Annotated in this window: 18 protein-coding genes; 11 read left to right on the forward strand and 7 right to left on the reverse strand. The window is 48.3% G+C overall.

All coding sequences use genetic code 11. The annotated features are described in order from the left end of the window. Window positions 1-30: 30 nt before the first annotated feature. From PRUTH_RS08895 to PRUTH_RS08910, 4 genes are all read right to left on the reverse strand, one after another. Entirely contained in the window at window positions 31-1026 is a 996-nt protein-coding gene (locus PRUTH_RS08895) for a FecCD family ABC transporter permease (RefSeq protein ID WP_151173097.1), read from the reverse strand. Continuing rightward, window positions 1016-1831: an ABC transporter ATP-binding protein gene (locus PRUTH_RS08900; protein WP_257220914.1), complete on the reverse strand. Its 816-nt coding sequence runs from the start codon at window positions 1829-1831 to the stop codon at window positions 1016-1018. The genes PRUTH_RS08895 and PRUTH_RS08900 overlap by 11 nt, the downstream gene beginning before the upstream one ends. A gap of 148 nt (window positions 1832-1979) precedes the next feature. After that, a complete protein-coding gene (hrpB, locus tag PRUTH_RS08905; protein WP_151173098.1) occupies window positions 1980-4397 on the reverse strand; it encodes an ATP-dependent helicase HrpB in 2418 nt (805 codons plus the stop codon). A gap of 38 nt (window positions 4398-4435) precedes the next feature. Next, entirely contained in the window at window positions 4436-5725 is a 1290-nt protein-coding gene (locus PRUTH_RS08910) for an SAM-dependent methyltransferase (RefSeq protein WP_151173099.1), read from the reverse strand. Window positions 5726-5934: 209 nt separating this feature from the next. Here PRUTH_RS08910 and PRUTH_RS08915 point away from each other — a divergent pair, with 209 nt between their 5' ends. After that, entirely contained in the window at window positions 5935-6855 is a 921-nt protein-coding gene (locus PRUTH_RS08915) for a hypothetical protein (RefSeq protein WP_130148415.1), read from the forward strand. 4 nt (window positions 6856-6859) lie between these two features. Beyond that, window positions 6860-7423 carry a DUF1240 domain-containing protein gene (locus PRUTH_RS08920; protein ID WP_151173100.1) on the forward strand — a complete coding sequence of 188 codons (564 nt, stop codon included), beginning with the start codon at window positions 6860-6862 and terminating at the stop codon, window positions 7421-7423. A 50-nt stretch (window positions 7424-7473) separates the two neighbouring features. Here the strand turns inward: PRUTH_RS08920 and metH are convergent, their stop codons facing one another. From metH to PRUTH_RS08935, 3 genes are read right to left on the reverse strand one after another with little or no spacing between them, the layout of a single operon-like run. Further along, entirely contained in the window at window positions 7474-10098 is a 2625-nt protein-coding gene (gene metH / locus PRUTH_RS08925; protein WP_151173101.1) for a methionine synthase, read from the reverse strand. 12 nt (window positions 10099-10110) lie between these two features. Continuing rightward, window positions 10111-11166, reverse strand: a complete 1056-nt coding sequence (locus tag PRUTH_RS08930) for a homocysteine S-methyltransferase family protein (RefSeq protein ID WP_151173102.1) — start codon at window positions 11164-11166, stop codon at window positions 10111-10113. Then, window positions 11156-12103 (reverse strand): homoserine O-succinyltransferase, encoded by a 948-nt coding sequence (locus PRUTH_RS08935; protein WP_022945790.1) that lies wholly within the window; start codon window positions 12101-12103, stop codon window positions 11156-11158. Before PRUTH_RS08935 ends, PRUTH_RS08930 begins: the two co-directional genes overlap by 11 nt. A gap of 143 nt (window positions 12104-12246) precedes the next feature. On the opposite strand from PRUTH_RS08935, the gene PRUTH_RS08940 reads away from it, so the two are divergent. The 9 genes from PRUTH_RS08940 to PRUTH_RS08980 all read left to right on the forward strand — a co-directional run bounded on the left by PRUTH_RS08940 (window position 12247) and on the right by PRUTH_RS08980 (window position 25422). Further along, complete coding sequence (locus PRUTH_RS08940) at window positions 12247-13137, forward strand: DMT family transporter (protein WP_151173103.1); 891 nt, start codon at window positions 12247-12249, stop codon at window positions 13135-13137. Window positions 13138-13218: 81 nt separating this feature from the next. Then, window positions 13219-14892, forward strand: a complete 1674-nt coding sequence (gene ettA, locus PRUTH_RS08945) for an energy-dependent translational throttle protein EttA (protein WP_151173104.1) — start codon at window positions 13219-13221, stop codon at window positions 14890-14892. A 214-nt stretch (window positions 14893-15106) separates the two neighbouring features. Next, window positions 15107-15472 (forward strand): PilZ domain-containing protein, encoded by a 366-nt coding sequence (locus tag PRUTH_RS08950; protein WP_022945793.1) that lies wholly within the window; start codon window positions 15107-15109, stop codon window positions 15470-15472. A 25-nt stretch (window positions 15473-15497) separates the two neighbouring features. Then, complete coding sequence (locus PRUTH_RS08955; RefSeq protein ID WP_022945794.1) at window positions 15498-15902, forward strand: DUF350 domain-containing protein; 405 nt, start codon at window positions 15498-15500, stop codon at window positions 15900-15902. Between the two features lie 10 nt (window positions 15903-15912). Next, window positions 15913-16500, forward strand: coding sequence for a DUF1190 domain-containing protein (locus PRUTH_RS08960; protein ID WP_138509870.1), 588 nt, complete (start codon window positions 15913-15915; stop codon window positions 16498-16500). Continuing rightward, entirely contained in the window at window positions 16501-17658 is a 1158-nt protein-coding gene (locus tag PRUTH_RS08965) for a glutathionylspermidine synthase family protein (RefSeq protein WP_022945796.1), read from the forward strand. A 219-nt stretch (window positions 17659-17877) separates the two neighbouring features. Then, entirely contained in the window at window positions 17878-20250 is a 2373-nt protein-coding gene (locus PRUTH_RS08970) for a leucine-rich repeat domain-containing protein (protein ID WP_151173105.1), read from the forward strand. Window positions 20251-20536: 286 nt separating this feature from the next. After that, complete coding sequence (locus tag PRUTH_RS08975; protein ID WP_151173106.1) at window positions 20537-23053, forward strand: TonB-dependent siderophore receptor; 2517 nt, start codon at window positions 20537-20539, stop codon at window positions 23051-23053. An 83-nt stretch (window positions 23054-23136) separates the two neighbouring features. Continuing rightward, window positions 23137-25422 carry a beta-N-acetylhexosaminidase gene (locus tag PRUTH_RS08980; RefSeq protein ID WP_151173107.1) on the forward strand — a complete coding sequence of 762 codons (2286 nt, stop codon included), beginning with the start codon at window positions 23137-23139 and terminating at the stop codon, window positions 25420-25422. Window positions 25423-25487 lie beyond the last annotated feature (65 nt).

Raw genomic sequence — 25487 nt, forward strand, 5'->3', positions numbered from 1 at the left:
CATAAAAGCCCCGCAGAGCGGGGCTTTTTTTTATTGTGTGCGATAACGGGAAAATAATAACAGTAAAAAGAATATGCTTCCGATAGCTGAGGTGATCACCCCAACTGGCAGTTCTTGATTATCTAACACTGTGCGTGCGGCCAAATCTACCCACACCATAAATAGCCCGCCGCTAAAAAAGCTCGCGGGATATAAATAACTACCTGCACGAGGAGCGATTATTCGCACCAAATGGGGGATCATCAGCCCGACAAAACCTATACCACCGCACACACTCACAAGCACTGCAGTGATCAGCGCACTTAATAGCAGCATAGCTAAACGTAGTCGCTGCACATGAATACCTAGGGTATGGGCACTCTCATCCCCAAGCAGCAGGGCATTTAATGGCGCCCGTAACAGCCATACAATTGCGAGGCTGACGCCCATAAGCACACTCACCGGTAGCAACATGGCCATGGAAGCACCGGAAAAGCTGCCCAAAGTCCAAAATACCACCGCGCTCACAGCCTGGGGCTCGCCAAAATACAGCAACAAGCTGGTCAGTGCACTGAAACCAAAAGATAAGGCCACCCCTGCCAACACCAAGATGGAGTTTTGCATATAGCGAACACTGTAGGCCACCATCAGCAACAACACCACGGCCAGCATGGCGCCTGCAAAGGCACTGAGGCTCAGCAGCACAGGGGCACTAACCCCAAAAAGCACCATGGTCACGACCACGCCCAGAGCTGCCCCCGAGGAGATACCAAACAAGTAAGGATCCGCTAACGGGTTGCGTGTGACCGTTTGTAAAATCCCCCCCGCCAACGCCAATCCACCACCCGCTAGAAAGGCAATGCCAATACGAGTGCTGCGCAATTGCCAAATAATTTGCTGCCACAGCGACTCACTGTCCTCGCCACTGAGTACAGCTAACAGTTGCGGCCAACTTAAACTCACGGCGCCTTGCTTAAGTGCAAACAACCCACTAAGCACAAAAACCAAAAGTACTGCAATCAGGGATAAAATATATTTAACCGTCATGCTGATGCCTTTGATAGCCGTAAAAATATTGTACCAGCGGCCACTTATCGGGCTGCTGCGGATGACCACTGACTTTTGCGCAAACGCCAAAAACATCACTGAGCAGTTGCTCGGTCACCACCTTTTTTGGCGTACCATCCGCAACCAGTTGACCGTGCTTAAGAATCAACAATCGGTCACACAGCGCACAGGCCAAGTTAAGGTCATGAAATGACGCCAACACCGTTAGCTTTAACGAACGCACCAGCTCCATCAATTCTATTTGATATTTAATATCTAAATGGCTGGTGGGCTCATCCATGATCAGTAACTGAGGCTGCTGCACCAAGGCCCGAGCAATATGAGCGCGTTGCTGCTCTCCTCCCGATAACTGCGCTAAAGGTTTATGCTGCAAGTTACACAGCCCCACATCCACCAAAGCCTGATGGACTCGCTGCTTTTGCTCCTGCGTTAATGCACGCCACATGCCCCCTTGGGGCAATAAGCCAAGAGTCACCACCTCATAAACAGTGAGTGACATATCGCTTTCTGGCTGTTGCAGCACCACGGCTACGTTTTGTGCCAATGTGCGCTGTGGCAGAGCCTGTAAGCACTCGCCATTAAGGGCAATAGTCTCAGCCGAAGTGCGGTAATAACGATAAATGCAGCGCAGCAGTGAGGATTTCCCAGCCCCGTTAGGTCCCAACAGGCCCACAAACTCCCCTTGCTCAAGCGAGAAACTAAGGCGTTCAAGTACCCGATGTTCGCCAAGCTGGTGCGATAAATTTTGAACCTGTAATAACGGGCGTTGCAACACGGTACTCACTTAGCTAGGTCAGAAAAGAGCTATTATGAAAGCATTATCGCGCAAAGTAAATTTTGTCTATCCAGACGTCTGTGAAGCCATGACAACATGGCGCGATAGTACGCACAACCTACTAGGGCAACTAAACGCACATAGACAACAAACCGCGTCACATTCTACTTTTCACTTTATTGGTGGCCTGCGCGGTACTCGGATCATCGGGCCAAAAGTGCTTTGGATAGCGACCCTTCATCTCTTTTTGCACTTCGCGGTAACTACTTTGCCAGAAATGCGCAAGGTCTTGGGTTATTTGCAACGGCCGCCGCGCCGGCGAGAGTAATTCGAGTTGCAGCGGCAGCTTGCCTTGCGCCAACTCCGGGCTTGACTGCCAACCATAAACCTCTTGCATACGGACGCTGAGTTTGGCCGGACCATCGAGTTGATAATGAATGCGATGACTGGCACCCGAGGGCAGTGTCATTGACTTTGGTAAGAGCTGCTCCAGGCGCTGTTGGCTCGCATAATCTAACAGGCTGAGCAAAGCACTCCGATAGTCAAACTGCTGTAATTGCGATAATGACCCCACATGCTCTAAAAACGGCGCCAACCATTGCTCTGCTTGGCGCAATAGCTGCGCCTCATCGGCGAGAGTAAACTCGCCACCAAGCAATTGACTAGCCAGTAACATACGCACTCGTAGTTGCTGCGACTGTGGATGCTGAAACAGCTCCCAACCCCGCTGTTGTATTAACTCCAGCCACGCCTGTACTTTCATTTGGGCATCGATTTTTTTGCCACTGGGCTTAGTGGCAATAACGATTGCACCCAACTGCTGGCGCTGCTCATTAATGAAACGCCCTGATTTGATATCAAATTCGCACACCTGACGCTCACTAAACAAATGTGGCAAATGGGTTTGCAGCATGGCCGGGGAAAAGGCGGTGGCGCTAAAAATATGCTGGCCATCTTTGCCACCAACATCGGCGATGGCCACATACTGCTCATCCAACCACAACTGCGGATGCGCACTCACTCCCGCACCATTACTGAGCAGCATGCCCGAGCCACGCCGTTTGGCTAGACGGTCAGGATAGGCTAACGCCACGACCACAGGCAGCAAGTGCATAGGTAAGTCTTTGTTCGCCGGCAAGGATAAACGCTGGCGCCAGTACTTCAGTTGTTGCGTAAATGCTGGGTGAGGACGATGCTGTTGCACACTGATAGCAGTAGCAAGCTCAGCATCAATGCGCACCCGTGCCTCCATCAAGGCGACAAAGTGCACCGCCAGGTGCACAAAGCCGGGGTGCTGAGATTCACGTTGCTGAGCTTGATACAGCAAATGGGCAAAACGTAAATCGCTGCCCATAGCGTGTATTTCTCTTGCCTTTGCGGTGAGTTTGCCATCGGCTATCAGCTCTAACATCTGTAACAGTTCGCAGGCTTGGTGCTGCTGCGCCGCAGAAGGCGGGTCAAGCAGCTGTAATTGCTCGATATCGGCTCCCCACAGCTTCGCCTCTAGCATTAAAGGACTAATATCACTGGTTAATATTTCCGGTGCATCATGTTGCGCCCGTCGCTCTAATTGCTCTTTACTGCCTAAACGATAGACCACTCCAGGCTCTATACGCCCCGCTCGCCCAGCCCGTTGCAGCGCCGAGGAGCGTGAGATATTCACGGTTTTCAGCTCACTCACACCGGTTTTTAGATTGAACTGCGCGGCGCGACGTTTACCGCTATCGATAACAATGCGAATGCCCTCAATAGTCAGGCTGGTCTCGGCTACATTGGTGGTTAATACCACCTTGCGCTGACCTTGCGCCGCGGGTGCTATCGCTCGTTGCTGGGCGGCTTTGTCTTGCTCGCCATATAAGGTGTGGACTTCAATATCGCTGGGCAGCCCGCTGAGCTGCGCGGCGACATAGTTTATTTCTTTTTGTCCTGGCAAAAACACCAAGGCGCTACCGCTTTGCTCTTGCAGCGCTGTGATTACGGTGGGCGCAATAGCCTCAAGCCACTGCGTTGGCTGCGCTAACGGGCGGTAGATTTCCTCTATTGGGTAGCTGCGACCTGCTGAACTAATGAGTGGGCAATCAAAAAAGCGTTGGTAGCGCTCGCCATCAAGGGTGGCGGACATCAATAAGATCTTTAAATCATCACGCAGCATCTGGCTTTCTAACGCAAAAGCTAATGCCGTATCAGCAGCCATCGAGCGTTCATGAAATTCATCAAAAATAACTAAGTCGATACCACTGAGCTCGGGGTCTTGTTGCAACATGCGCGTTAATACCCCTTCAGTGACAATTTCTAGACGCGTCTCAGCGCTTACCTTAGTCTCTTGGCGCAATCTTAAGCCCACGCTTTGTCCTACCACTTCTTGTTGCTGAGCAGCCAAAAAGCGCGCTATGTTGCGCGCAGCTAAGCGCCGGGGCTCAAGCATGATAATGCGGCGAAAATGGCCTTCACGAAGCAACTGCAAGGGCAACCACGTTGACTTCCCTGCTCCAGGTGGGGCTTGCAGTAGGCACATAGGCACACGATGTAATTGCTCAACAAGTTGCGGGTAACTTTGCTCTATTGGTAAGGCCATAATCCCAAGGTATTCATACTCTTTGCCGCTATTGTACGTTATTCATTTTGCCTGTGCAGCTTAGCAAGCAACTGTCGGTTCATTTCCATAACTTGCTGTGGGCATAGTAATGCGGGGCAGCACTGTAGTAGCCGAGATTCAAAACTAGCCAGATCAGGGGCATTAAATAAGTGTGCAAACCATATATCTAAGGGAATACCTAATGCCTGCGTTAAAAACAGCTCACCTTGCCAATCACGCGGTGAAAGTGATCTAGGTTGCTGGTTTTGCTTTGCCCATAAACACTGCGCAAACGCGCGCTTTATATAAATGAGCCCGAGATCTGCACTGTCATTAATGCTGGGTAAGGTGTGTGCGGCTAGGCGTTTATCGTGTGGAAAATCGAATATGAAATCGGCCTGCCTGGGGTTGGCATAGTGAAAAGGAACGTGTGCGCCCGCAAAAAGGCAAGTTGCCTGCGGCGGTACTGAAAATGGCACGGTTAAGCTCGATTGCCCTTCGCTTAAAACGCAGTGATTATAAACTTGGATATCCGTGGTCAGCGTAAAATGGTCGTCACTTTGATGCTGCGCTGGAATAACAAGCTCACCACGTATATCGGTAATATCATCACGCGCTAAGCGCAGTGCTGCCGCTTTATCGAGGCGAAAGTACTCATCAATCAAAACCCGCTCTTTAGCACGCTCTAGCCAAGCTCGCAAAGAAACCACTTGAGGAATTAACACTCCCTGTGCTTGCAGATAACGCACGAGGTTTTTAAATATCCATACCTGGGGCTCACGACGAAGCAGTGCTGTCATCGTTTCAGAAATAACGATATCGAATCGACTTTGCGCGTCAGGTTGCCAGCAGGTCGCATCAGCAACCACATATTCGTTGATTAAATGCCCAATATGCCAGCGTACAACCAATTTTTTGACCGCCTCAATATTCTCCTGGTGAATATCCAACAATGTTACCCGCACCGGTAATTCGGGGTGGCATGCGAGGTAGGGCAATAATAAGGTGGCAAAAGGGCCGGTGCCCGCATAGAGGATGTGGACTACTTTATCACCATGGACTTTATCGTTAATAGCCGCCGCTACCCCTTGCATAAAGACTTGGGTGCGCAGTGGCTCCAAGGAGCAGCGTGCAGCTTGTACCGGAGAAATCGCCACCCCATGCTCGGTATATGTTCCGTGCGATGTATTCATATCTGCTTGCGACGAAACACCACTTTCTTGCTCTAACGCGTTAACCAAAGCATGAATAGGTTGCTTAACAACACCAGCGTCCACTGGCGCTGCAATAATGGTTGCGACTAGCTGTTGTAACTGCTTGAGGGTCATAAGTCAGACTCAAAGGGAAACATGCACTATTGTTAGCAAATCCCCTCTTGGTGTGTCATTACAGCGCATTACACTGTGCTCGGCTAATAAAGGTTTTGCAACAAGCTGACAATTCAATAAAATTTCATATAAGACATGAGCTTGGCGATTGACTGTTCTGCGGCCTTGTATGAGAATAGCGATAAAAGGAACATAGCATGGAGGCCTCAATGCTCATCAATGCAAGAGAAGAATTAAGAAACAAGCAGCGAGATCAGCAACTCGCTCATCTATTAAAGTCCAACCAGCATAACTTTATCCATCTTAATGACAGGGAATTTTTTGATTACGCTGTGAACGTAAAACGCACCCAAGGTCATTCTAATGAGCGAATCGCCGCCTGGTTCGAATCAATTATGGAACGCGCCAATATTGTACCTGAGCTTTGGCGAGCGCATCGCGATTGGGTTAAAAATGGTTCAGGGCTCGTCCCGTTAGGGCTGGATGTGGCCGCCTTGACAGCGATTGCGCTAGAGATGCAGCGTAGCGGTTCAGTCTTTGATAAATTCAAAGTGAAGTCATATTCTGGGAAAAACTACATTATTTTCAAAGGCTACTCGGGCCTCAGAAGACACCTGACGGGAACCCGGTACTTAGCCAACAATCCTAAGCTAGTATCTTTCGGCATCGGTAAGCTGGGAGCGCAAAGCTCCATTAAGCAAGGGTTTGTGTTGACGATTCTTATCTCTGCAGGGTTTCATGCCTTGGAGCAACTGATTGATGATAGCAAAACATGGCACGACTTTATTGGTGGTTTATCTGTTGATGTTGCCATCGCAGCAGCATCATCAGGCATTGCCTGGGGAGCGGTGACTGCCGTTGTGGGAACGGCTGCAACCGTCGCCGTTGGCCCTATGATTGCCGTTGTTGTGGTTGGCGCAGCTCTGGCTGGTTTGGCCTATACATTCATTGATACTGATGCGATAGCAGAAAAAATAGCGGCTAGTCTAAGAGCGGTTGAAAACGATTTAAAACAAAGCTTTCAGCAAGCACGTAGAGAAATAGACCGGGCGCAGCGGTGGTACGAACAAGACCCCATCGGGTTTATGCACCGTCTATTTGGGCTTCCTTACTCTGGCGGATATAGATAGCACAATGGATGATGTGCAAAGTACAACGATGGACAGAGTAAAGCTATTCTGCTTTTTTGCTTTATTCTGTGTACTTACTTTACTGCTCCCTTATGCAACGTTCAGTGAAGTGAGCCAAGTAAGTACAGCCCTAGGGGAGCATGTTCTGGCTTTTCGGGAGCGCAGTTTTTCTCCTTCTTTGGTATTGGCCACCCCCGTTTTTGCCGTATTAACCTACTTACTGTGGTTACGAGCAACTCATACCCAAGTAAGTGATAGGCTACTTAGCGGTTGGTTTAAGCTGTGCGGCGTGACCTTGGTATTGATGTTAATTGCCACGCCAATCTACACCTATCTCATTGAACACCATATTAGTGCTCAGGGTTACACCCTATGCAGCGCCTACGGCCGGGGCACGATTGGCTCAGCCGATATCTGGGTGGCAAATGAGAGTCATTGTATAAAAGAAGGTTTCCCCGTACGCAACGAACTCGTTGACTGGCTATCTCAGCAACCATCCGATATCAGCGCGCAACAAGTAAAGCAGAAGTTGGCAACGCTTTTGGCTGCTCAGCATCATACAAAGTAATTGAGCAGCCAACTCATGTACCACTTGGCGCAAAAAAGTTAAACCTGTGGTTAATTTTCATACCCCAAATTCGGGCCTAGCCACTTTTCGGCTTCCTCCAGCGTCATTCCTTGGCGGTTAGCATAGTCCTCAACTTGGTCTTGTTGAATCCCTGCCACGGCAAAGTATTTCGAATCAGGGTGTGAGAAATACCAACCCGAGACGGCGGCACCTGGCCACATCGCATAGGAGCTCGTCAGTTTCATGCCGATGCGCTCTTCAACGCTCAGTAACTCCCAAATCTTAGCCTTTTCAGTGTGCTCTGGGCACGCTGGATAGCCTGGCGCAGGGCGAATACCCTGATAGTTCTCACGGATGAGCTGATCATTGTTTAACGCTTCGTCTGCGGCATAGCCCCAGTACACTTTACGCACTTGCTCATGCAGGTATTCTGCGAAGGCCTCTGCAAGGCGGTCAGCCACCGCTTTGACCATGATTTTATTATAATCATCACCTTGGTCATCAAAGGCCTGGGCTAAATCATCTTCTTCTAACCCGCCGGTCACGGCAAAGGCGCCAAAGTAGTCGGCAACACCTTTAGGCGCGATATAGTCGGCTAAACAATAGTTAGCAAAGCCCTTTTTGTGCGTTTGCTGGCGTAACTGACACGAACGTAAAATCACTTCGTCACGCTGCTCGTCGCGGTATATTTCTATGTCATCGCCGACGCGGTTTGCTGGGAATAAGCCAATCACCCCTTTTGGTTGAATGCTGCCTTGGCGCGCAAACTCATCCAACATTGCATTTGCATCGGCAAACAATGAGCGCGCTTGCTCACCCACCACCTCGTCATTCATGATACGCGGGTATTTGCCGGCCAAAGACCAGGTCATAAAAAATGGCGTCCAGTCGATATATTGCCGTAAGGTGCTCACTGGCACCGAGTGAAACTCTTGGACTCCTAGCTGTTTAGGTACAGGCGGAGTGTAGTTTTGCCAATCCAGCTGGGCATGATTAGCGCGAGCTTGTTGCAAACCTATGGGCTTGGAGCGGGGTTTCTTGCGTGCTTGTTGCTCTCGCACTCGCTCGTACTCTGCTTTAGTTTTACTCAAAAACTCACTTTTCGCGGTTTTACTTAGCAAACTAGATGCCACGCCCACCGCACGGCTGGCGTTATTAACATAAACCACGCCGTTATCATATTGGGGCTCAATTTTTACGGCGGTATGCGCCTTTGACGTCGTCGCGCCACCAATCAGCAACGGAATGGTAAAATCGCGGCGTTTCATTTCTTTGGCGACATGCACCATTTCATCTAACGAGGGAGTGATAAGCCCGGACAGGCCTATAATATCGGCGTTTTCGTCTATTGCGGTTTGTAAGATTTTTTCAGCGGGCACCATCACCCCTAAGTCGATCACCTCGTAGTTATTACACTGTAACACCACGCCAACAATATTCTTACCAATATCATGAACATCCCCTTTTACCGTAGCCATGACAATTTTACCGTTGGTTTCACCCTCTTGTTTCTCGGCTTCGATATAAGGGTCTAAATAGGCCACCGCGCGCTTCATTACCCGCGCCGATTTCACAACCTGCGGCAAAAACATTTTCCCGACCCCAAACAGATCACCCACCACATTCATGCCGTCCATCAACGGCCCCTCAATGACCTCGATGGGTTTAGCAAACTGCTGTCGGCACTGCTCGGTGTCCTCATCAATATAATCTGTAATGCCTTTAACCAGAGCGTGTTCTAAGCGCTTTGCCACCGGCCAACTGCGCCACTGCAAATCCTCAACCTTCTCCGCTTGCGCCATGCCCGAATACTTAGGCGCTAATTCCACCAACCGCTCTCCGGCGCCGGCATCTTTATTTAAAATCACATCCTCAACGGCGTCTCTCAGCTCAGTGGGAATATCGTCATACACCGCTAGTTGACCAGCATTGACGATGCCCATATCCATTCCGGCTTGAATGGCGTGATACAAGAACACAGAGTGAATAGCCTCGCGCACCGGATTGTTGCCTCGAAACGAAAAAGAGACATTAGACACGCCACCGGATACCTTGCAGTGCGGAAGATTCTCCTTGATGCGGCGAGTTCCTTCGATAAACTCCACGGCATAGTTGTCATGCTCTTCTATGCCGGTGGCCACGGCAAAGATATTGGGGTCAAAAATAATATCTTCTGGCGGGAATCCCAATTCATCGACCAAGATGCGATAAGAGCGCGCGCAAATAGCAAACTTCCGCTCTGCGGTTTCTGCTTGACCACTTTCATCAAAGGCCATCACCACCACAGCGGCGCCGAAGCGCTTTAATATCTTGGCTTGGTGACGAAACGGCTGCTCCCCCTCCTTGAGGGAAATAGAGTTCACTATCGCCTTGCCTTGAATGCATTTTAGTCCCGCCTCGATTACTTCCCATTTCGACGAGTCCACCATAATGGGCACTTTCGAAATATCGGGCTCTGAGGCGATAAGGTTCAAAAAGGTGACCATGGCCGCTTTAGAGTCCAACATGGCTTCATCCATGTTGATATCGATAATCTGCGCGCCATTTTCAACTTGCTCACGTGCCACCTCTAACGCGGTTTCGTAATCTTCCTCGAGGATCAGCCGTTTAAAGCGCGCCGAGCCGGTCACATTGGTGCGCTCGCCGACATTGGTAAAAGTTGCAGTATTATTCATGTTATTGGCCCCTTAATTGAGATTACAGGCTTCAAGGCCACTTAATCGCATGCGCACAGGCAGCTCAGGCAAAGTACGTGGAGCGGTGTTTTTTAGCCCATCACTAAAGGCTTTAATGTGCTCGGGTGTGGTCCCACAACAGCCACCAACAATATTGATAAACCCTTGCTCCCCCCAGTCGATGATTTCTTGTGCCATTTCTTCGGCTTCTAAATCATATTCGCCAAATTCATTCGGCAGCCCCGCATTGGGGTGCACCGAGGTGTAGGTTTCACAAATACTGGCCAGCTCTTCCACATACTGACGCAGCAAGTCTGGCCCTAACGCACAGTTCAAGCCAATGGAGAGCGGTTTAATATGGCGAATGGAATTATAAAACGCCTCGGTGGTTTGCCCTGACAAGGTTCGACCCGAAGCATCTGTGATGGTGCCGGAGATCATCACCGGCAGAGTCACTCCGGCCTGTTCGAACGCTTCTTCTACCGCAAAGGAAGCGGCTTTGGCATTGAGGGTATCGAAAATGGTTTCAATTAAAATCAGATCGGCACCACCTTCTATCAGCGCCAGGGTCGATTCGATATACGCGGCCACCAGCTTATCGAAGGTAATATTGCGATAGCCCGGGTCATTAACATCTGGTGAAATCGAGCAGGTTTTTGATGTTGGCCCCAGTACGCCGGCCACGTAGCGCGGTTTGTGTGGCTCGCGAGCGGTAAACTCATCGGCCACCGCGCGTGCCAGCCGGGCCGATTCGAGGTTAATCTCACGGCTTAGGCTCGCCATGTCATAATCTTCCATGGAAATGGTCGTGGCGTTAAAGGTATTGGTCTCAATAATATCGGCGCCCGCTGCCAAATATTCACGGTGAATTTGTGCTATTAACTGCGGTTGAGTGAGGCTCAATAAATCGTTGTTGCCCTTGACCAACACATGCCAATCTTGAAACCGCTCACCACGATAATCATGCTCTTCGAGCTTATGCTGTTGGATCATCGTACCCATGGCGCCATCTAAAATTAAAATGCGCTCGTTGAGGGCCAGTGTTAATGCATCACGTTTATTCGGCATAGTTGTTAGTCCTTACATCCTGGCTAACCAGATTAATATCATAGGGAGTGGTTTGGTAAACGTAGTAATTAAGCCAATTCGAAAATAACAAAAAGGCATGACTTTGCCAGGTTTTCGAGGGCTCTTGCGCTGGGTCGCCATGAGGGAAGTAGTTTTCTGGCATCGGTGCGTCAGCGCCTTTATCGCAGTCACGTAAATACTCTTTTTTCAGGGTATCGGCATCATACTCAGGGTGTCCGGTGATATACACCTGCGAACCACTCTGGTTTTTAAGTAAGTAAGCACCTACCTTCGGCGAGCCTGCTACCACGACTAATTCTTTACAGGCGTTTATCGCAGCAATATCAATATGGCCATAACGCGAATGCGGGACTAAGAAGCGATCGTCAAAGCCCCGGGTTAACGCCGCATGGTCAAAATAACACTGATGCTCAAACACCCCACACAACTTATTTTTCTGCAATTGACGCTTAAGTCCATGATGATGGAAAAGCCCAGCGTGCGCCGCCCAACAACTAAATAGCGTCGAGGTCACATGGTGCTCCGCCCAATCAAAGAACGCTTGTAGCTCCGACCAATACCCTACTTCATCATATTCTAAGTGAGCCAAGGGCGCGCCGGTAACAATCAAGGCATCGTAATTATTGTCTTTAACATCTGAGAAATACTGATAAAACATATCCAGATGCTGCTCTGAGTTGGCGCTAGAGCGGTGCGTATCTAAACGCAGTAAGTCAACATTGACCTGCAATGGCGTATTCGCCAGCAAACGAATAAATTGCACTTCGGTTTCCACCTTATTCGGCATCAGGTTCAAAATAGCCAAGCGCATGGGCCGGATTTCTTGAGTCCGAGCGCGACTTTTCGGCATCACGAATACATTTTCTTGGCGCAGCTCCATAATCGCTGGCAAAGCGTCTTGAACCGTAATGGGCATGGCGGTACTCCGAATTAAAAGATAAGAGGCTATTATGAACGCCACACTGGAAATTTCAACCTCTAGATGTTTAGACGTCCAAAATAAAGTTGCAGTGAATGAGTTAACTGCAATAATGCCCGCGATTAACTAACAAAGAGTCGATGATGGGTATAGGTGAAATTGCAGCAATCAGTGCAGCCGTGGTTTGGGCTTTTTCTACCTTACTGTACAAAGGCTTCAGTCATCACCTTTCACCGCTGCAACTAAATGTAAGTAAAGGCTTACTCGCTTCTTTAATGATGGTAATTGCCATGGCGCTACTTGGCGATGGGGCCATGCCAGTGCAGCTCACCTCATGGGGCTGGCTTATCGCCGGTGGGATTATCGGTATTGCCATCGGCGATAGCGCCTACTTTGGCGCCCTGCGCAGTATTGGCCCAGCACGGACCTTAATAATTGAATCTCTCGCTCCAGCCTTAACTGGCATACTTAATATTGTGCTGTTAGGTGTGTACTTACCGCTGCTCGCCTGGTTGGGCATTGCCATCACTTCGGTGGGGGTGATCATCGCGGTGTTACCTCAGCGCCACTTGCCTCCAGTTGATAAGAAGTTTTACTTTCAAGGCGTGGCTCTCGCATTACTTGCGGCTTTGTGCCAAGCCAGTGGTATGGTGATGTCAAAAGGGGCTATGAATACTGAGTCGATGAGTAGCCTATGGGCCGCCCTTATTCGCCTCCTTGCCGGCACATTGAGCGTGGCTTTACTGGTAATGATTATAAAACGCAGCGACCTATACCAAGCCATTCGACTGCACGGTATTGATAACAAACGCTGGCTGCTCGTGGCTGTTTTTTTCGGCACCTTCGTTGGCTTGTGGCTGCAATTGGCGGCGGTGCAACATACCGACCCGGCTATCGCACAAACTATTTTTGCCACCGCCCCGCTGATGGTCATGACCATTGGCTTTTTTAAACGCGAGCCGGTGACTTGGCGTATGATAGTGGGCGGTTTACTGGCGCTGGCTGGAGTGGCCATATTATTGGCAAATTAACGGGCCATTCGTTGACGCTTTCACCATAGAGACTCTACAATAACGGCAGTTTAAATTAGTCACATTGTAAAGGCTCCTTTCATGGTTTTACCTGATAAGTTTATTTTCTCGATGAGTCGCGTGTCAAAGGTGGTGCCACCTAAACGCACCATCTTAAAAGACATCTCTCTGCACTTTTTCCCTGGCGCAAAAATTGGTGTACTTGGCCTAAATGGCGCAGGTAAATCGACCTTACTGCGCATTATGGCCGGCGTGGATAAAGATTTTGAGGGTGAGGCACACCCTCAGCCTGGCATTAAAATTGGTTATCTTCCTCAGGAGCCTGAGCTTGATGAAAGCAAAACGGTGCGTGAAGTTGTAGAAGAAGCGGTCAGTGAAGTTAAAAATGCTCTTGATCGCCTTGACCAAGTATACGCTGAGTATGCCATGGAAGATGCCGATTTCGATGCGCTTGCCAAAGAGCAAGGCGAACTTGAAGCCATTATTCAAGCCCACGATGGCCACAACCTTGATAACGCCCTAGAGCGCGCGGCAGATGCATTACGACTGCCAGCTTGGGATGCCAAGATTGAGCATTTATCAGGGGGTGAGCGTCGCCGTGTAGCAATCTGCCGCTTATTGCTTGAAAAGCCAGATATGCTTATTCTCGATGAGCCTACCAACCACTTAGATGCTGAATCTGTCGCTTGGTTAGAGCGCTTCCTACATGATTATGAAGGCACTGTAGTGGCGGTAACCCACGACCGTTATTTCCTTGATAACGTGGCCGGCTGGATCCTCGAATTGGACCGTGGCGAAGGTATTCCGTGGGAAGGCAACTACTCTTCTTGGCTTGAGCAAAAAGACGCACGTCTGCAACAAGAGCAAAAAGCAGAGAAAGCAAGACAAAAATCCATCGCTCAAGAGCTTGAGTGGGTACGTTCAAACCCGAAAGGTCGCCAAGCAAAATCAAAAGCGCGTATGGCGCAATTTGCTGAACTACAACAAGGCGATTATCAAAAGCGTAACGAAACCAATGAGCTGTTTATTCCTCCTGGCCCGCGTTTAGGTGATCAGGTCATTGATGTACAGGGCTTAAACAAGAGCTTTGGCGACCGTGTGCTTATTGACAACCTTGATTTTAGCGCTCCCAAGGGAGCGATTGTCGGCATTATTGGTGCCAACGGTGCCGGTAAATCGACCTTATTCAAAATGCTCAGCGGCGAGGAACAGCCTGATAGCGGTGAAATCACCCTAGGTGAAACCGTTGAACTCGCCACCGTTGACCAATTCCGTGGCAACATGGATGAAAGCAAAACCGTATTTGATGAAATCGCCGACGGTCAAGATGTGTTAAAAGTGGGCAACCTTGAGTTCCCAAGCCGTGCTTATGTCGGGCGCTTTAACTTTAAAGGCAATGATCAGCAAAAATACGTCAAAGACCTTTCCGGCGGTGAGCGCAACCGTTTGCACTTAGCCAAACTACTAAAAGCGGGCGGCAACGTATTACTTCTCGATGAGCCAACCAACGACTTAGACGTTGAAACCTTGCGGGCGTTAGAGAATGCGATTCTCGAGTTTCCTGGCTGTGTCATGGTAATCTCGCACGACCGTTGGTTCTTAGACCGTATCGCCACTCATATTCTTGATTATCGCGACGAAGGCCAAATTAACTTCTTCGATGGTAACTACACCGAATACGAACAGTGGTTGAAGAAAACCTTAGGCGCCGAGGCTGCACAACCGAAGCGCATTAAGTATAAAAAGATTGGTTAATTAACCACATAAAAAGGCCCCATCGAGATGGGGCTTTTTTGTGCCCTTGGCATCCATCTATGTATGGCACTGTGATTGCGCTAACGCGCCACTACTTGATGACCATTGTGATATTTTTAGCTTATTGAAATAGCGAAAAAAGTCACTCACAGCCAAGGACAACCTCAAGGCTGGCTACTACACTGGAGGGAGACGCGCCAATACAGGAACTGTTATGGAAAACCGCAGAAACTTTACTCGTGTTATTTTTCAACGCCCCGCCCTAGTGGTATTTAATAACCAGCACCATGGCTGTCATTTACTTGATCTTTCCTTAAATGGCGCTTTGGTAAGCCATCCTGATGACTTCAACCCACAGTTAGGTCAAAGTGTAGAGCTTATTTTCCACCTATCTGGCAGTGATGTTGATATTGATATGCTTGCTGAAGTAGCTCACATTGAGCCGCAACACATTGGCTTACATTGTGTAAAAATGGATATTGACAGTGCCACTCATTTAAAACGCCTTATTGAACTTAACGTGGGTGATGATAAGCTACTGCACAGGGAGTTAGCGCAGCTTGCTGCGCCCGAACAATAATAACGATTGCAGTGAGAGCACAATAATGATCATGGAATCCATCCAGGGCTTTGTCCCTTTTATCATGTACTTTGGTTTAGGCTACCTACTTATCCTAGCCTTTCTATTCATTTACACCCTTATCACCCCGCATTGCGAATGGACCTTGATGAAGGAAAACAATGCCGCCGCTGCCACCGCGTTTAGTGGCGCGTTCATTGGCTTTACCCTTCCAGTTGCCAGTGCAGCGGTGAACTCGGTCTCGCTGCTAGACTTTGCCATCTGGGGCGTTATCGCTGGCATCATGCAATTAGTGACCTTCTTCTTAGTGCGTTTATACATGCCCAAGCTGTCTGAAAAAATTGCTCAGGGGCATATGAGCGCTGGGGCATTTTTAGGGGTTGCTTCACTGGCCACCGGTATTCTCAACGCTGCCTGTATCACCTACTAAGGAGGCGGCAATGAAACGTACTAGCAAACTTAAACTGACACTTATGCTCGGTGCCAGTGCCGGACTGAGTGGCTGCACCGACCCTGAAGAACCAGCACTATTATTTACCGATGTAGATGATTGCACCGACTTTGGCGTCGAACGCGATGTATGCCAAGCACAATACCAACAGGCCTTGGCTAATCACGATATTGAAGCGCCAAAGTACGCCAATGAAAACCTCTGTGAAAATGACTTCGGGTTTGAGCGCTGTGAGCAAGAAGGCAGTATTTGGCGACCCATTATGGCAGGCTTTATGATCGCCGCCGTCGCTGAGGCGGTGGATGAAGGTTTAGACCTTATGAAGAAGAAGAAAAAACGCAAAAAATACGCGTTTTTAGGGGGGAATTACTACTCAGGTGCGAAGCCCCTTTATCGCTCACGCGATGACTTTTTCAGCTTCCGCAATGCCAACAACGATTACATTGGCTCAGTCAACAATCGCGGCACCACTATGGTGAAAAAGTCTAAAGTTAAATACGCTTCTAAGCCCAAGCGCGTTACTCGTAGCCGAGGAGGCTTTGGCCGCCGTGCTTCATCACGTAGCTTTGGTGGGTAGATGTTTCGCCACCCTATTGCTGAGCGGCCGGATTTAGCCGCTCAGGCCGATTATTTCGGCTTTGATTTTTGCCGCATTGATGGTGAAAAGTACTGGGATGAAAGCGCTTATTACCAATTCACTCTAGAGCAAATTGAGAACGACTTAGAGCAACCGACCAATGAACTGGAGCAAATGTGCTTGCAGTTAGTCGACAAAGTTGTACGTGACGAGTATTGGCTGCGCAAGTTCGCTTTGCCCGAGCAGTACTGGGACTTTATCGCCACCAGTTGGCACAACAAAGAGCCTAGCCTATATGGCCGTATGGACTTTAGTTACCACGGCAACGGCCCAGCCAAATTACTGGAGTACAACGCCGATACCCCCACCTCCATCTATGAAGCGGGTTTTTTCCAATGGCTGTGGCTGGAACAGCAAGTAGATAGAGGCAAATTGCCACGGCAAAGTGATCAATTCAATAGTATTCAAGAGGCGCTCATTGAGCGTTTTAACTTCTTCTCTAACCGCGAATTGCTGCACTTTGTCCACAGTCGCGACTCAATTGAAGATAAAGGCACCGTCAGTTATTTACAGGACTGTGCCTATCAAGCAGGTATGCCCACGGCACGCATGGCCATTGAAGATATTGGCGTTGATGAGCACGGCCAGCTCACTGACCTAGAACATGCTCCTATCGCGCAACTCTTTAAACTTTACCCTTGGGAAGAGTTGCTGCATGACGACTTTGCTCCCCATGTGCTCAGCACCGACACCCTGTTTGTCGAGCCGCCTTGGAAGGCAGTGTTATCGAATAAAGCCATATTACCGCTGCTGTGGCAAATGTTTCCCGGCCACCCGAACCTCCTAGCCGCCTACTTTAGCGGTGAAGAAGGCGATGGGCTGGAGCAAGGCTTTGTGAATAAACCCCTGTTTAGCCGCGAAGGCGAGAACATCACTTGGGTGCATCCAGACAAGGGCCGTGTGCACCAAAGCGGTAGTTACGGTAGCGAAGGCTTTATTACTCAAGCGTTAGCACCCTTACCCGTGTTTGCCGGTAATCACACCTTAATCGGCTCTTGGGTCGTCGGGCACCAAAGTTGCGGCCTCACTATTCGCGAAGATGACGGCCCCATCACCAAAGATACCTCTCGGTTCGTCCCTCATACTATTTTAGGGTAATTACTCTTCACTTTATTTCTTATGTCGGTACAATCGGTGCCGATTTTATGAATACCAGATTAATAAAGGATATATCTTATGTACTCTCGAAAGGGAATTTTTGCTGCGGCTGCAGCGCTTACCCTATTTGGCTGTGGCGGCAGCGACGATAAACAGCCTGAAACTCCCACACCACCGGCTCCCCAAAACCAGGCCCCTATCATCGACCTTGTCACAAAAATGGATGTTAAAGAACGTGATATGGTGGAAATTGAGGCGACATTCTCAGACGATGGTGAAATTGCCAATATCGAGTGGCAACAAATTGCGGGCAATACGCTGCAATTAGAGGCCACCGATACAGCAACCCTTAGTGTCCAAATTCCTAATATTGCACAGACGCAAACCTACACATTTAGCATCACCGTTACCGATGATGAAGGAAGCACAACCACTCAACAAGTGGATGTAAATGCACAAGCATATGCGCCATTACAGACAGAAATGATCGCTGACAATGCTTTAATACAGTGCTTAGAAGATAACAACGTCGATACTGGTTTTACCTCAGTCTCATGTGATGGCTATACAATTAATAATATCACTGGTCTTGAGCAGCTCTCTGAACTTAGCGCATTAGCATTGACGAATGCTGGCTTAACAACTTTCCCTGATATGCAGGCGTTTACAGCGCTAGAAAAGGTGAACTTCAATGGCAACCCTATTGGCAATATCGCGAATCTTGTACCTTTAAACCAACTTACCTCATTATCGCTCGACTCCTTAGAAGCAGTAGAGCCGTCACTAAGCTCGGTTAACCTTTCATCTGTGAAAAGCCTCACTTTAGGGTGCACATCAAGATGCTACAATGCTTCGCTAGACTTAAGTCAACTCAACAAAGAATCCATGATAGCGCTTGATATATCTGGAGTAAGGGCAACCAACTTGAGTGAGCTTAAGTATTTTACATCTCTTGAGGCGTTGTCTTTAAATGCCCTAAGTTACGATGGTTCCAATTTAACAAGCTTAAGCTTCCTTCAGCACATGCCAGAGCTTAAAACTCTGGTACTGAACAACCATTATATTACCGATTTATCGGCGTTGTTCCATACACCCAAGTTAACTACTCTAAGGCTAGAAGGTAAGGTTATAGATAGCTTTAGCGCTCTCTCTCACCTAGCCGAATTACAGTCATTACATATTGAAAGCGACTACGGGCGGCAACTAGCCTCTGATGATATCGAGACAATCGCTGCACTAAATAACCTTACATCATTAACGATTAGCGGCTATCGCTTTGATGGTGCACGCTCGTTCAAGCAGCTAACCGCGTTAGAAGAGCTTGCCCTGATTAGAACAAACACATCCTCGATTGGCTTTGTTCGTGAGTTCTCGAACCTAAAGTCGCTGACGTTGGAAGGCAACAGTGAGCTTAATGATATTAGTGCTATTGAAGGCTTAAACCTAACTGCGCTTACATTGATCGGTCTTGATGACTTAAGGTACTTCGACTATATTGAGTCACTAACACACTTGCGTAAACTCAATATAAGTGGGGGTTGGTCAACGTCATTTGATGTAGCAACTCTAAAGGGATTAAGCAATCTTGAAGAACTCAGTTTTTCTAATATTGATTTAGAAAATACAGGTGCTTTGAACCAACTAGTTACCTTGCAAAGCTTACAATTAAGTAGAACAGGCCTCGAGGTTATACCTCCACTTGATAACTTAGAGCAATTGCAGAGTTTCACAGTTCAAGACAACTATGAGCTAGTAGATGTTACTGCACTAGATGGCTTGGTAAACCTAGAAAACTTAATTATTTCTGATACCAAGTATATAAACGACGTATCGTTTTTAACTTCTCTTACCAAGTTGAAAACACTGCACCTTACTCGACTTCCACAGTTAGTTTATTTTCTTGATGCTGTAAGTGAATTAAATGCATTAGAAAAACTAAACTTAAGCGAGAGTAACAACCTCAAGTGCTCTGAATTAGAAACCTTAGAACAGCAACAAAATATAAACAGTATAGAGCGCTCTAGCTCATGTCTTGAAAAAGAAGTCAACATGAATGCTTTTTCAGATCCCGGTTTATATCAATGTATTGCCAACCACAAACAGAATTACCCTAATTTGCTTGATAGTAGTAAATTTAGTCGCATAAGTTGCCATGGTAACTATGAAGTGAAAAGCTTAAATGGTTTAGAACAGTTTGAAAATCTAAGACATCTTAATGCAAGTACTTTCGCCCGCTCTTTAAGCGGTTTTGACAAGCTTACCAAACTTACCCAGCTAACGCATGTTGATTTGTCAAGTTCAAATAACGTATTGCCTTTGACACTGATATTTAACGCACTGCCAAACTCTGTTGTTGGAATAGATATTGGCAATTCAACCATTATCGATTTCAATGGGTTTAAGCACATAAAGGAAAATGTAGAATACTTAGATGTTAGCAGAACTAACCTCAGCACAGTTGAACCTTTAATGGGTCTAGTACACCTAGACAACCTTGATTTATATTTTAATGATATATCATGCTCAGACATGGAATCACTTAAAGCCGCATTGCCAGACACATATATTGGCTATTTTGATTGTCAGCAATAAGTGAAAATAACAGGGCTATTCACCAGCATCGAATAGCCCTATTGCTCAGCCATTAGTAAGCGCCACATAGACTTTCAAGCAAATCGTTACTCTGTTTTTTAGCTCCTCTCCAGACGATTTAAAGCGCAGCGAATGACTCATTTATCAGCATAGCCGACCTTCGCTTTCACGTACTAATCGAGATAACTGCGAAAATCGCATTCCTAAAACGCCGTCCTCGTTCGTTAATAGATTTACAAAGCCAAAAACCATTGGTTTTGCTCATAATAAAAACGAAGGGGCCAAAATGAACCAGCACACACTTCAGTATAAAAAACACCTTATTGCACTTGCTATAAGCAGTGTACTTATCAGTAGCCAAGCGTTCGCCGCTACAGAATCACAACAAAAATCCGATAAAAAGCAGTTGCTCGACCTTGAGCGCATAGTGGTCACAGGGAGTGGCGGGCGTGGGCAAACTAAGCTTGAGTCATCGGTGTCTATCACCACCTTGAGCGCCGAAGATCTCGCCCGCGAAGCACCGCTCGGCACGGCTGACTTACTGGAAACCGTTCCCGGATTTTGGGTTGAAGACTCCGGTGGTGAAACCAACAATAACGTCGCTCCACGGGGTCTTCGCGGCGGCGAAGGATTTCGCTACATAGGCGTGGAAGAAGATGGGCTACCGGTGGTCTACGACGGCGTCTGGGTCGATTTTTATCAACGCCAAGACATTACAATCGAGCATATGGAAGCGGTTCGCGGTGGCACCTCGGGCTTGCTAACCACCAATGGTCCGGCTGCCTTGGTGAACTTTATTACCCGCAAGCCCGATAGCGTTGAAGAAGCTACCATTCGCTTAACCACCGCCGACTATGGCATGTACCGCAGTGAGTTCTTTTACGGCACCCCTATTAGCGATGATTGGAAAATGTCGTTGGGCGGTTTTTATCGACGCTCAAACGGGGTCAGAGATACCGAATTTACGGCGGATCATGGCGGCCAGCTGCGCATGAGTTTAGTTCGAGAGTTTGATAAAGGTCAGTTAACTTTATCTGCCAAGCATTTAAACGATCACACCACTTTCTTCGTGCCCATCCCCCTGCAAAACCAAGATGATCCCGAGGGCATCCCCGGTGTCGATCCGCAACATGGTACCTTAATAGGTAATGGCCAGCGGCTGTTACAGTACTTGCAACAAGATGGCAGCTATCAAACCCGAGACCTTAAAGATGGGCAGCATACTAAGTTTTCTACTTTAGGATATAACCTGGATTGGGAGCTCAACGATCGCTGGTTACTCGACACCGCTGGGCGTTACTCTCGCTTTGAGAATGACATGTATATCCTGCTGAACTTTGATAACTCCACGCTTATCAATGCCAACGAGCGCCTAGGCCAGCAAGATGTCACCGCAATGTTGACACAATTCGCCGATGAGGGCGCTGTTGCAGCGCGATATCGTTACGTGGATAACGGTGAGCTACTAACAGATGTCGGTAATCTCAATGGCAATGGTTTGGTCACCACAAGCTACCCTTTGTACTCACAATACCAAGCCGAGCAGTTCGTAAATAAGCTGAGCTTTACCTATGAGGGCGACCAACATACAGTGACTATGGGTTGGCTATTTGCTTATGTTGATGCCGATGCACTGCCGGTTGATCAGTGGCAATCACAGTTCCTTACAGAGGTAAAAGACAACGCCCGGTTGCTCGATATCGTTGCCGTAGACAATAACCAGCAGGTGGTAGGTCAACTCACCGATAGAGGCTCGACAGGGTATGCACCCGGATGGGGTCAAGCGACCGCTTTTGGCACCAGTACCTCGCATTCTTTCTTTATCAATGAACAATTTCAGGTAACGGATAATCTGCGTATAGACGGCGGCCTTCGCCTCGAGTGGCTAGAGCTTGATAGTACTGCGTCGGGCACCGAGTTTGCGCAGCCGGTAGACGGTGCATTTGACGACAATGGCAACGATACCGACAACAACCTAGCTAATAACTACGTTGATACACCTTCGCAGCAATTCTTATCGAAAACCCGCAGTGAAACCGAGACAGCCTGGACCGTCGGTTTTAATTACCGCCTCTCTGAGAGTGTATCGACCTTTGGTCGTTATGCAGATGCCTTTGAAATGCCGCGCTTAATGAGCTTTGGTCAGAATATTCATGCCCAAAGCGAGGCAGACTTTAACGACAGTGTAAACCTGACCTTTGGTGAGCTTGGTGCCCGCTACTCGGGTGCGGACTTGGGCGCTTCTGTTACCTTATTCCGCACTAAATTTAATGACTTAGTTGAACGTAACTTTACCGGCAGTGATGGCCAAGTCGCTAATCAAGTAATTGATACTATTACCGATGGCGTCGAATTCGAGGCTGTATGGCAAGCCTTGGATGATGTACAGCTGACCTTAACCGGGGTGGTACAAGATCCAAAAATGGAGGGCTTCACAGGCGCCTTTGCACATTGGCAGGGTAAGCAGGTTAAGCGTACACCGAAAGTGCAACTACGACTCACCCCAACCTATTATTTTGACGATGGCGATGTGTACTTAACCATCCACCACTTAGGTGAGCGTTACTCCGATGGCGAAAATAAGTTTGTTCTTCCCGACTATACCACTGTGGATATGGGCGTTAACTACCGCTTTAACGACACCGCTGCGTTGCATGTTAAAGCCACAAACCTCACCGACGAGCTAGGTCTAACCGAGGGCAATCCACGTGCCGTAAACGATGTTCAAGCGGGCTATGACTATTACTACGCCAGACCTATTCTGGGGCGCACAGTGAGTGCATCATTAACGCTTAACTTTTAATGTTCCCCGACTAATTAGCGCTTTGCCCAGTGCCAATTAGTACACCCAAGCCCGCTGTTGCGGGCTTTTTTCAGGAATTGACTATGAATGACAGTACCCTTTCTTACTACTTATCCAGCACCTTGGTGGCATTCGCGTTGTTTTTTAGCTGCCAACAGGCGTATGCCGAGATCACCCCAAAACCCCATCATATTACCTATGCACAAGGCCAGTTTGAGCTCACTCAGGAGACCGAAATAAGCTTTAATCACCCCGATGCTAAGCCGGTCGCTGAGTATTTGGCAGAGTTTTTGCGTCCGCCCACAGGCTATTTACTGCCTGTAACAAAACAAACGCGTAGCCAAAGAAACGTCATCACACTGCATCTTGTGGATAGTGCGCTTGCCGAAGAGCAATACCGACTAGCAGTGAGTGCACAAAGCATAAAAATAAGCGCGCGAACGCCAACGGGACTATTTTGGGCGGTGCAATCATTGCGGCAATTGCTTCCTGCAGAGATAGAATCGCGCATGCCTATAAACCAAGCCAGTTGGGCAGTCCCCCAAGTGACCATTAACGATAAGCCGCGCTTTAAATACCGTGGTATGCACTTAGATGTAAGCCGCCATTTCTTCGATGTCGAATTTGTAAAGCGCTACATCGATTGGTTAGCTATGCATAAATTTAATGTCTTTCAATGGCATTTAACCGATGACCAAGGCTGGCGCATAGCCATTGATGCCTATCCGAAATTAACTGAAATTGGCGCCACCCGCCCTCATACTGTGGTCGGTCATACCTACGACTATCAACCACTGTTTGATCAGCAACCCGTTTCTGGCTTTTACACCCAAGCTCAGATAAAAGAAGTGATAGCCTATGCACAGGCCCGCCATATTGAGGTAATACCAGAGATCGATATTCCCGGGCACACCAGTGCCTTGCTGGCCGCTTACCCGGAACTTTCTTGCCATCAACAACCGGTCAAAGTACAACCCCAATTTGGTATTTTTGAGGACGTACTTTGCCCTCGAGAGGATGTATTTGCATTTTTAAGCACAGTGTATAAAGAGGTGGCCGAGCTTTTCCCTAGCCAATATATTCACATTGGCGGCGATGAAGTCATTAAAAAGCAATGGCTCGCCAGCCCCTTCGTAAAGCAGCTCATGCGTGAACACCAGCTCAGCACGCCTGAGCAAGTACAAAGCTACTTTATAAAGCGCGTCGCGAATATTGTTCAAGCGCAGGGCAAAACTGTGATTGGCTGGGACGAAATTTTAGAAGGGGGTGTCGCAGAGGGGGCTGTGGTGATGTCTTGGCGCGGGACGCAAGGAGGGATAGCCGCTGCAAAACTGGGTCATCAAGTGGTAATGAGCCCCTATCAGTATATATACTTTGACGCTTATCAATCGCGTAACCTCGATGAGCCTAAGGCCATTCATGGCCTTTCCACACTCAAAAACGTTTATCAATATGAGCCCCAGCCCAGCCATTTGAGCCCCGAGCAGCAAGAGCTCATCATTGGTGCGCAAGGTGCTTTATGGACGGAGTATATAAAAACGCCGCGCCACGCCGAGTATATGGTTTTTCCGCGCTTAAGTGCGTTGGCCGAAACCTTATGGTCTGCAAAAGCAGATAAATCGTGGTCTGAATATAGCCAACAGCGCTTACCCAAATTAATGCAGCGCTACCAAAAAATGCGTATAAATGCCGCCACCAGCGCCTACAACCCCACCATCAGCAGCACTATAAAAGGCGAGCAACTACAGGTATCCATGCGCACTGATATCGAAGGCACTGAGATTTACTACACCCTCGATGGCAGCGAGCCGACACTCACCTCGTTACGTTATCAGCAACCTATTATTATCAGCGAGCGCACACGCGTGCGCGCGCGCAGTTTTGCAAAGCCGCTCGGGCAACTAGTAGGAGACGCACAGCTTACCTTAGCGCCGCACCTCGCACTGGGGGAAAAAATAAGCTTTAGCTATCCACCAGCAGAGGGTTCTGCTACTAAGCTGCAAGATGGTCAGTTTGCCTATGATCAATTTTACAGCGTCAATGACTACGCCATTTTTTATGATAGCGACCTTGAAGCGGTCATCGATTTAAACAGCTCAACCTTAGTCGAGCGCGTAGAAATAGGATATAACAGCGGTCGTCATCGACAACTGCATCCGCCAACAAGCATCAAGATATGGGGTTCTAACGATAACAAAAACTGGCAACCGCTGGCCCACATTCAGCAACCTCCCGGGCCCATGTCGATTCTCTCTTTTGCGGCCACGCGTGTACGCTACCTCAAAGTGAGTGCCATCAATAGTAAGCAATCTCAGGATATACAAATCCCAAAATTGCCTTTATACATTGATGAAATAGCGGTGTATTAACCTTTTAAGCCCTAGTACTAAATACGTATTTAGGGCTTATTGCTATTTTTTATTCCCAAACCTTA

This window comes from Pseudoalteromonas ruthenica, from assembly GCF_008808095.1.
GTDB lineage: Bacteria > Pseudomonadota > Gammaproteobacteria > Enterobacterales > Alteromonadaceae > Pseudoalteromonas > Pseudoalteromonas ruthenica.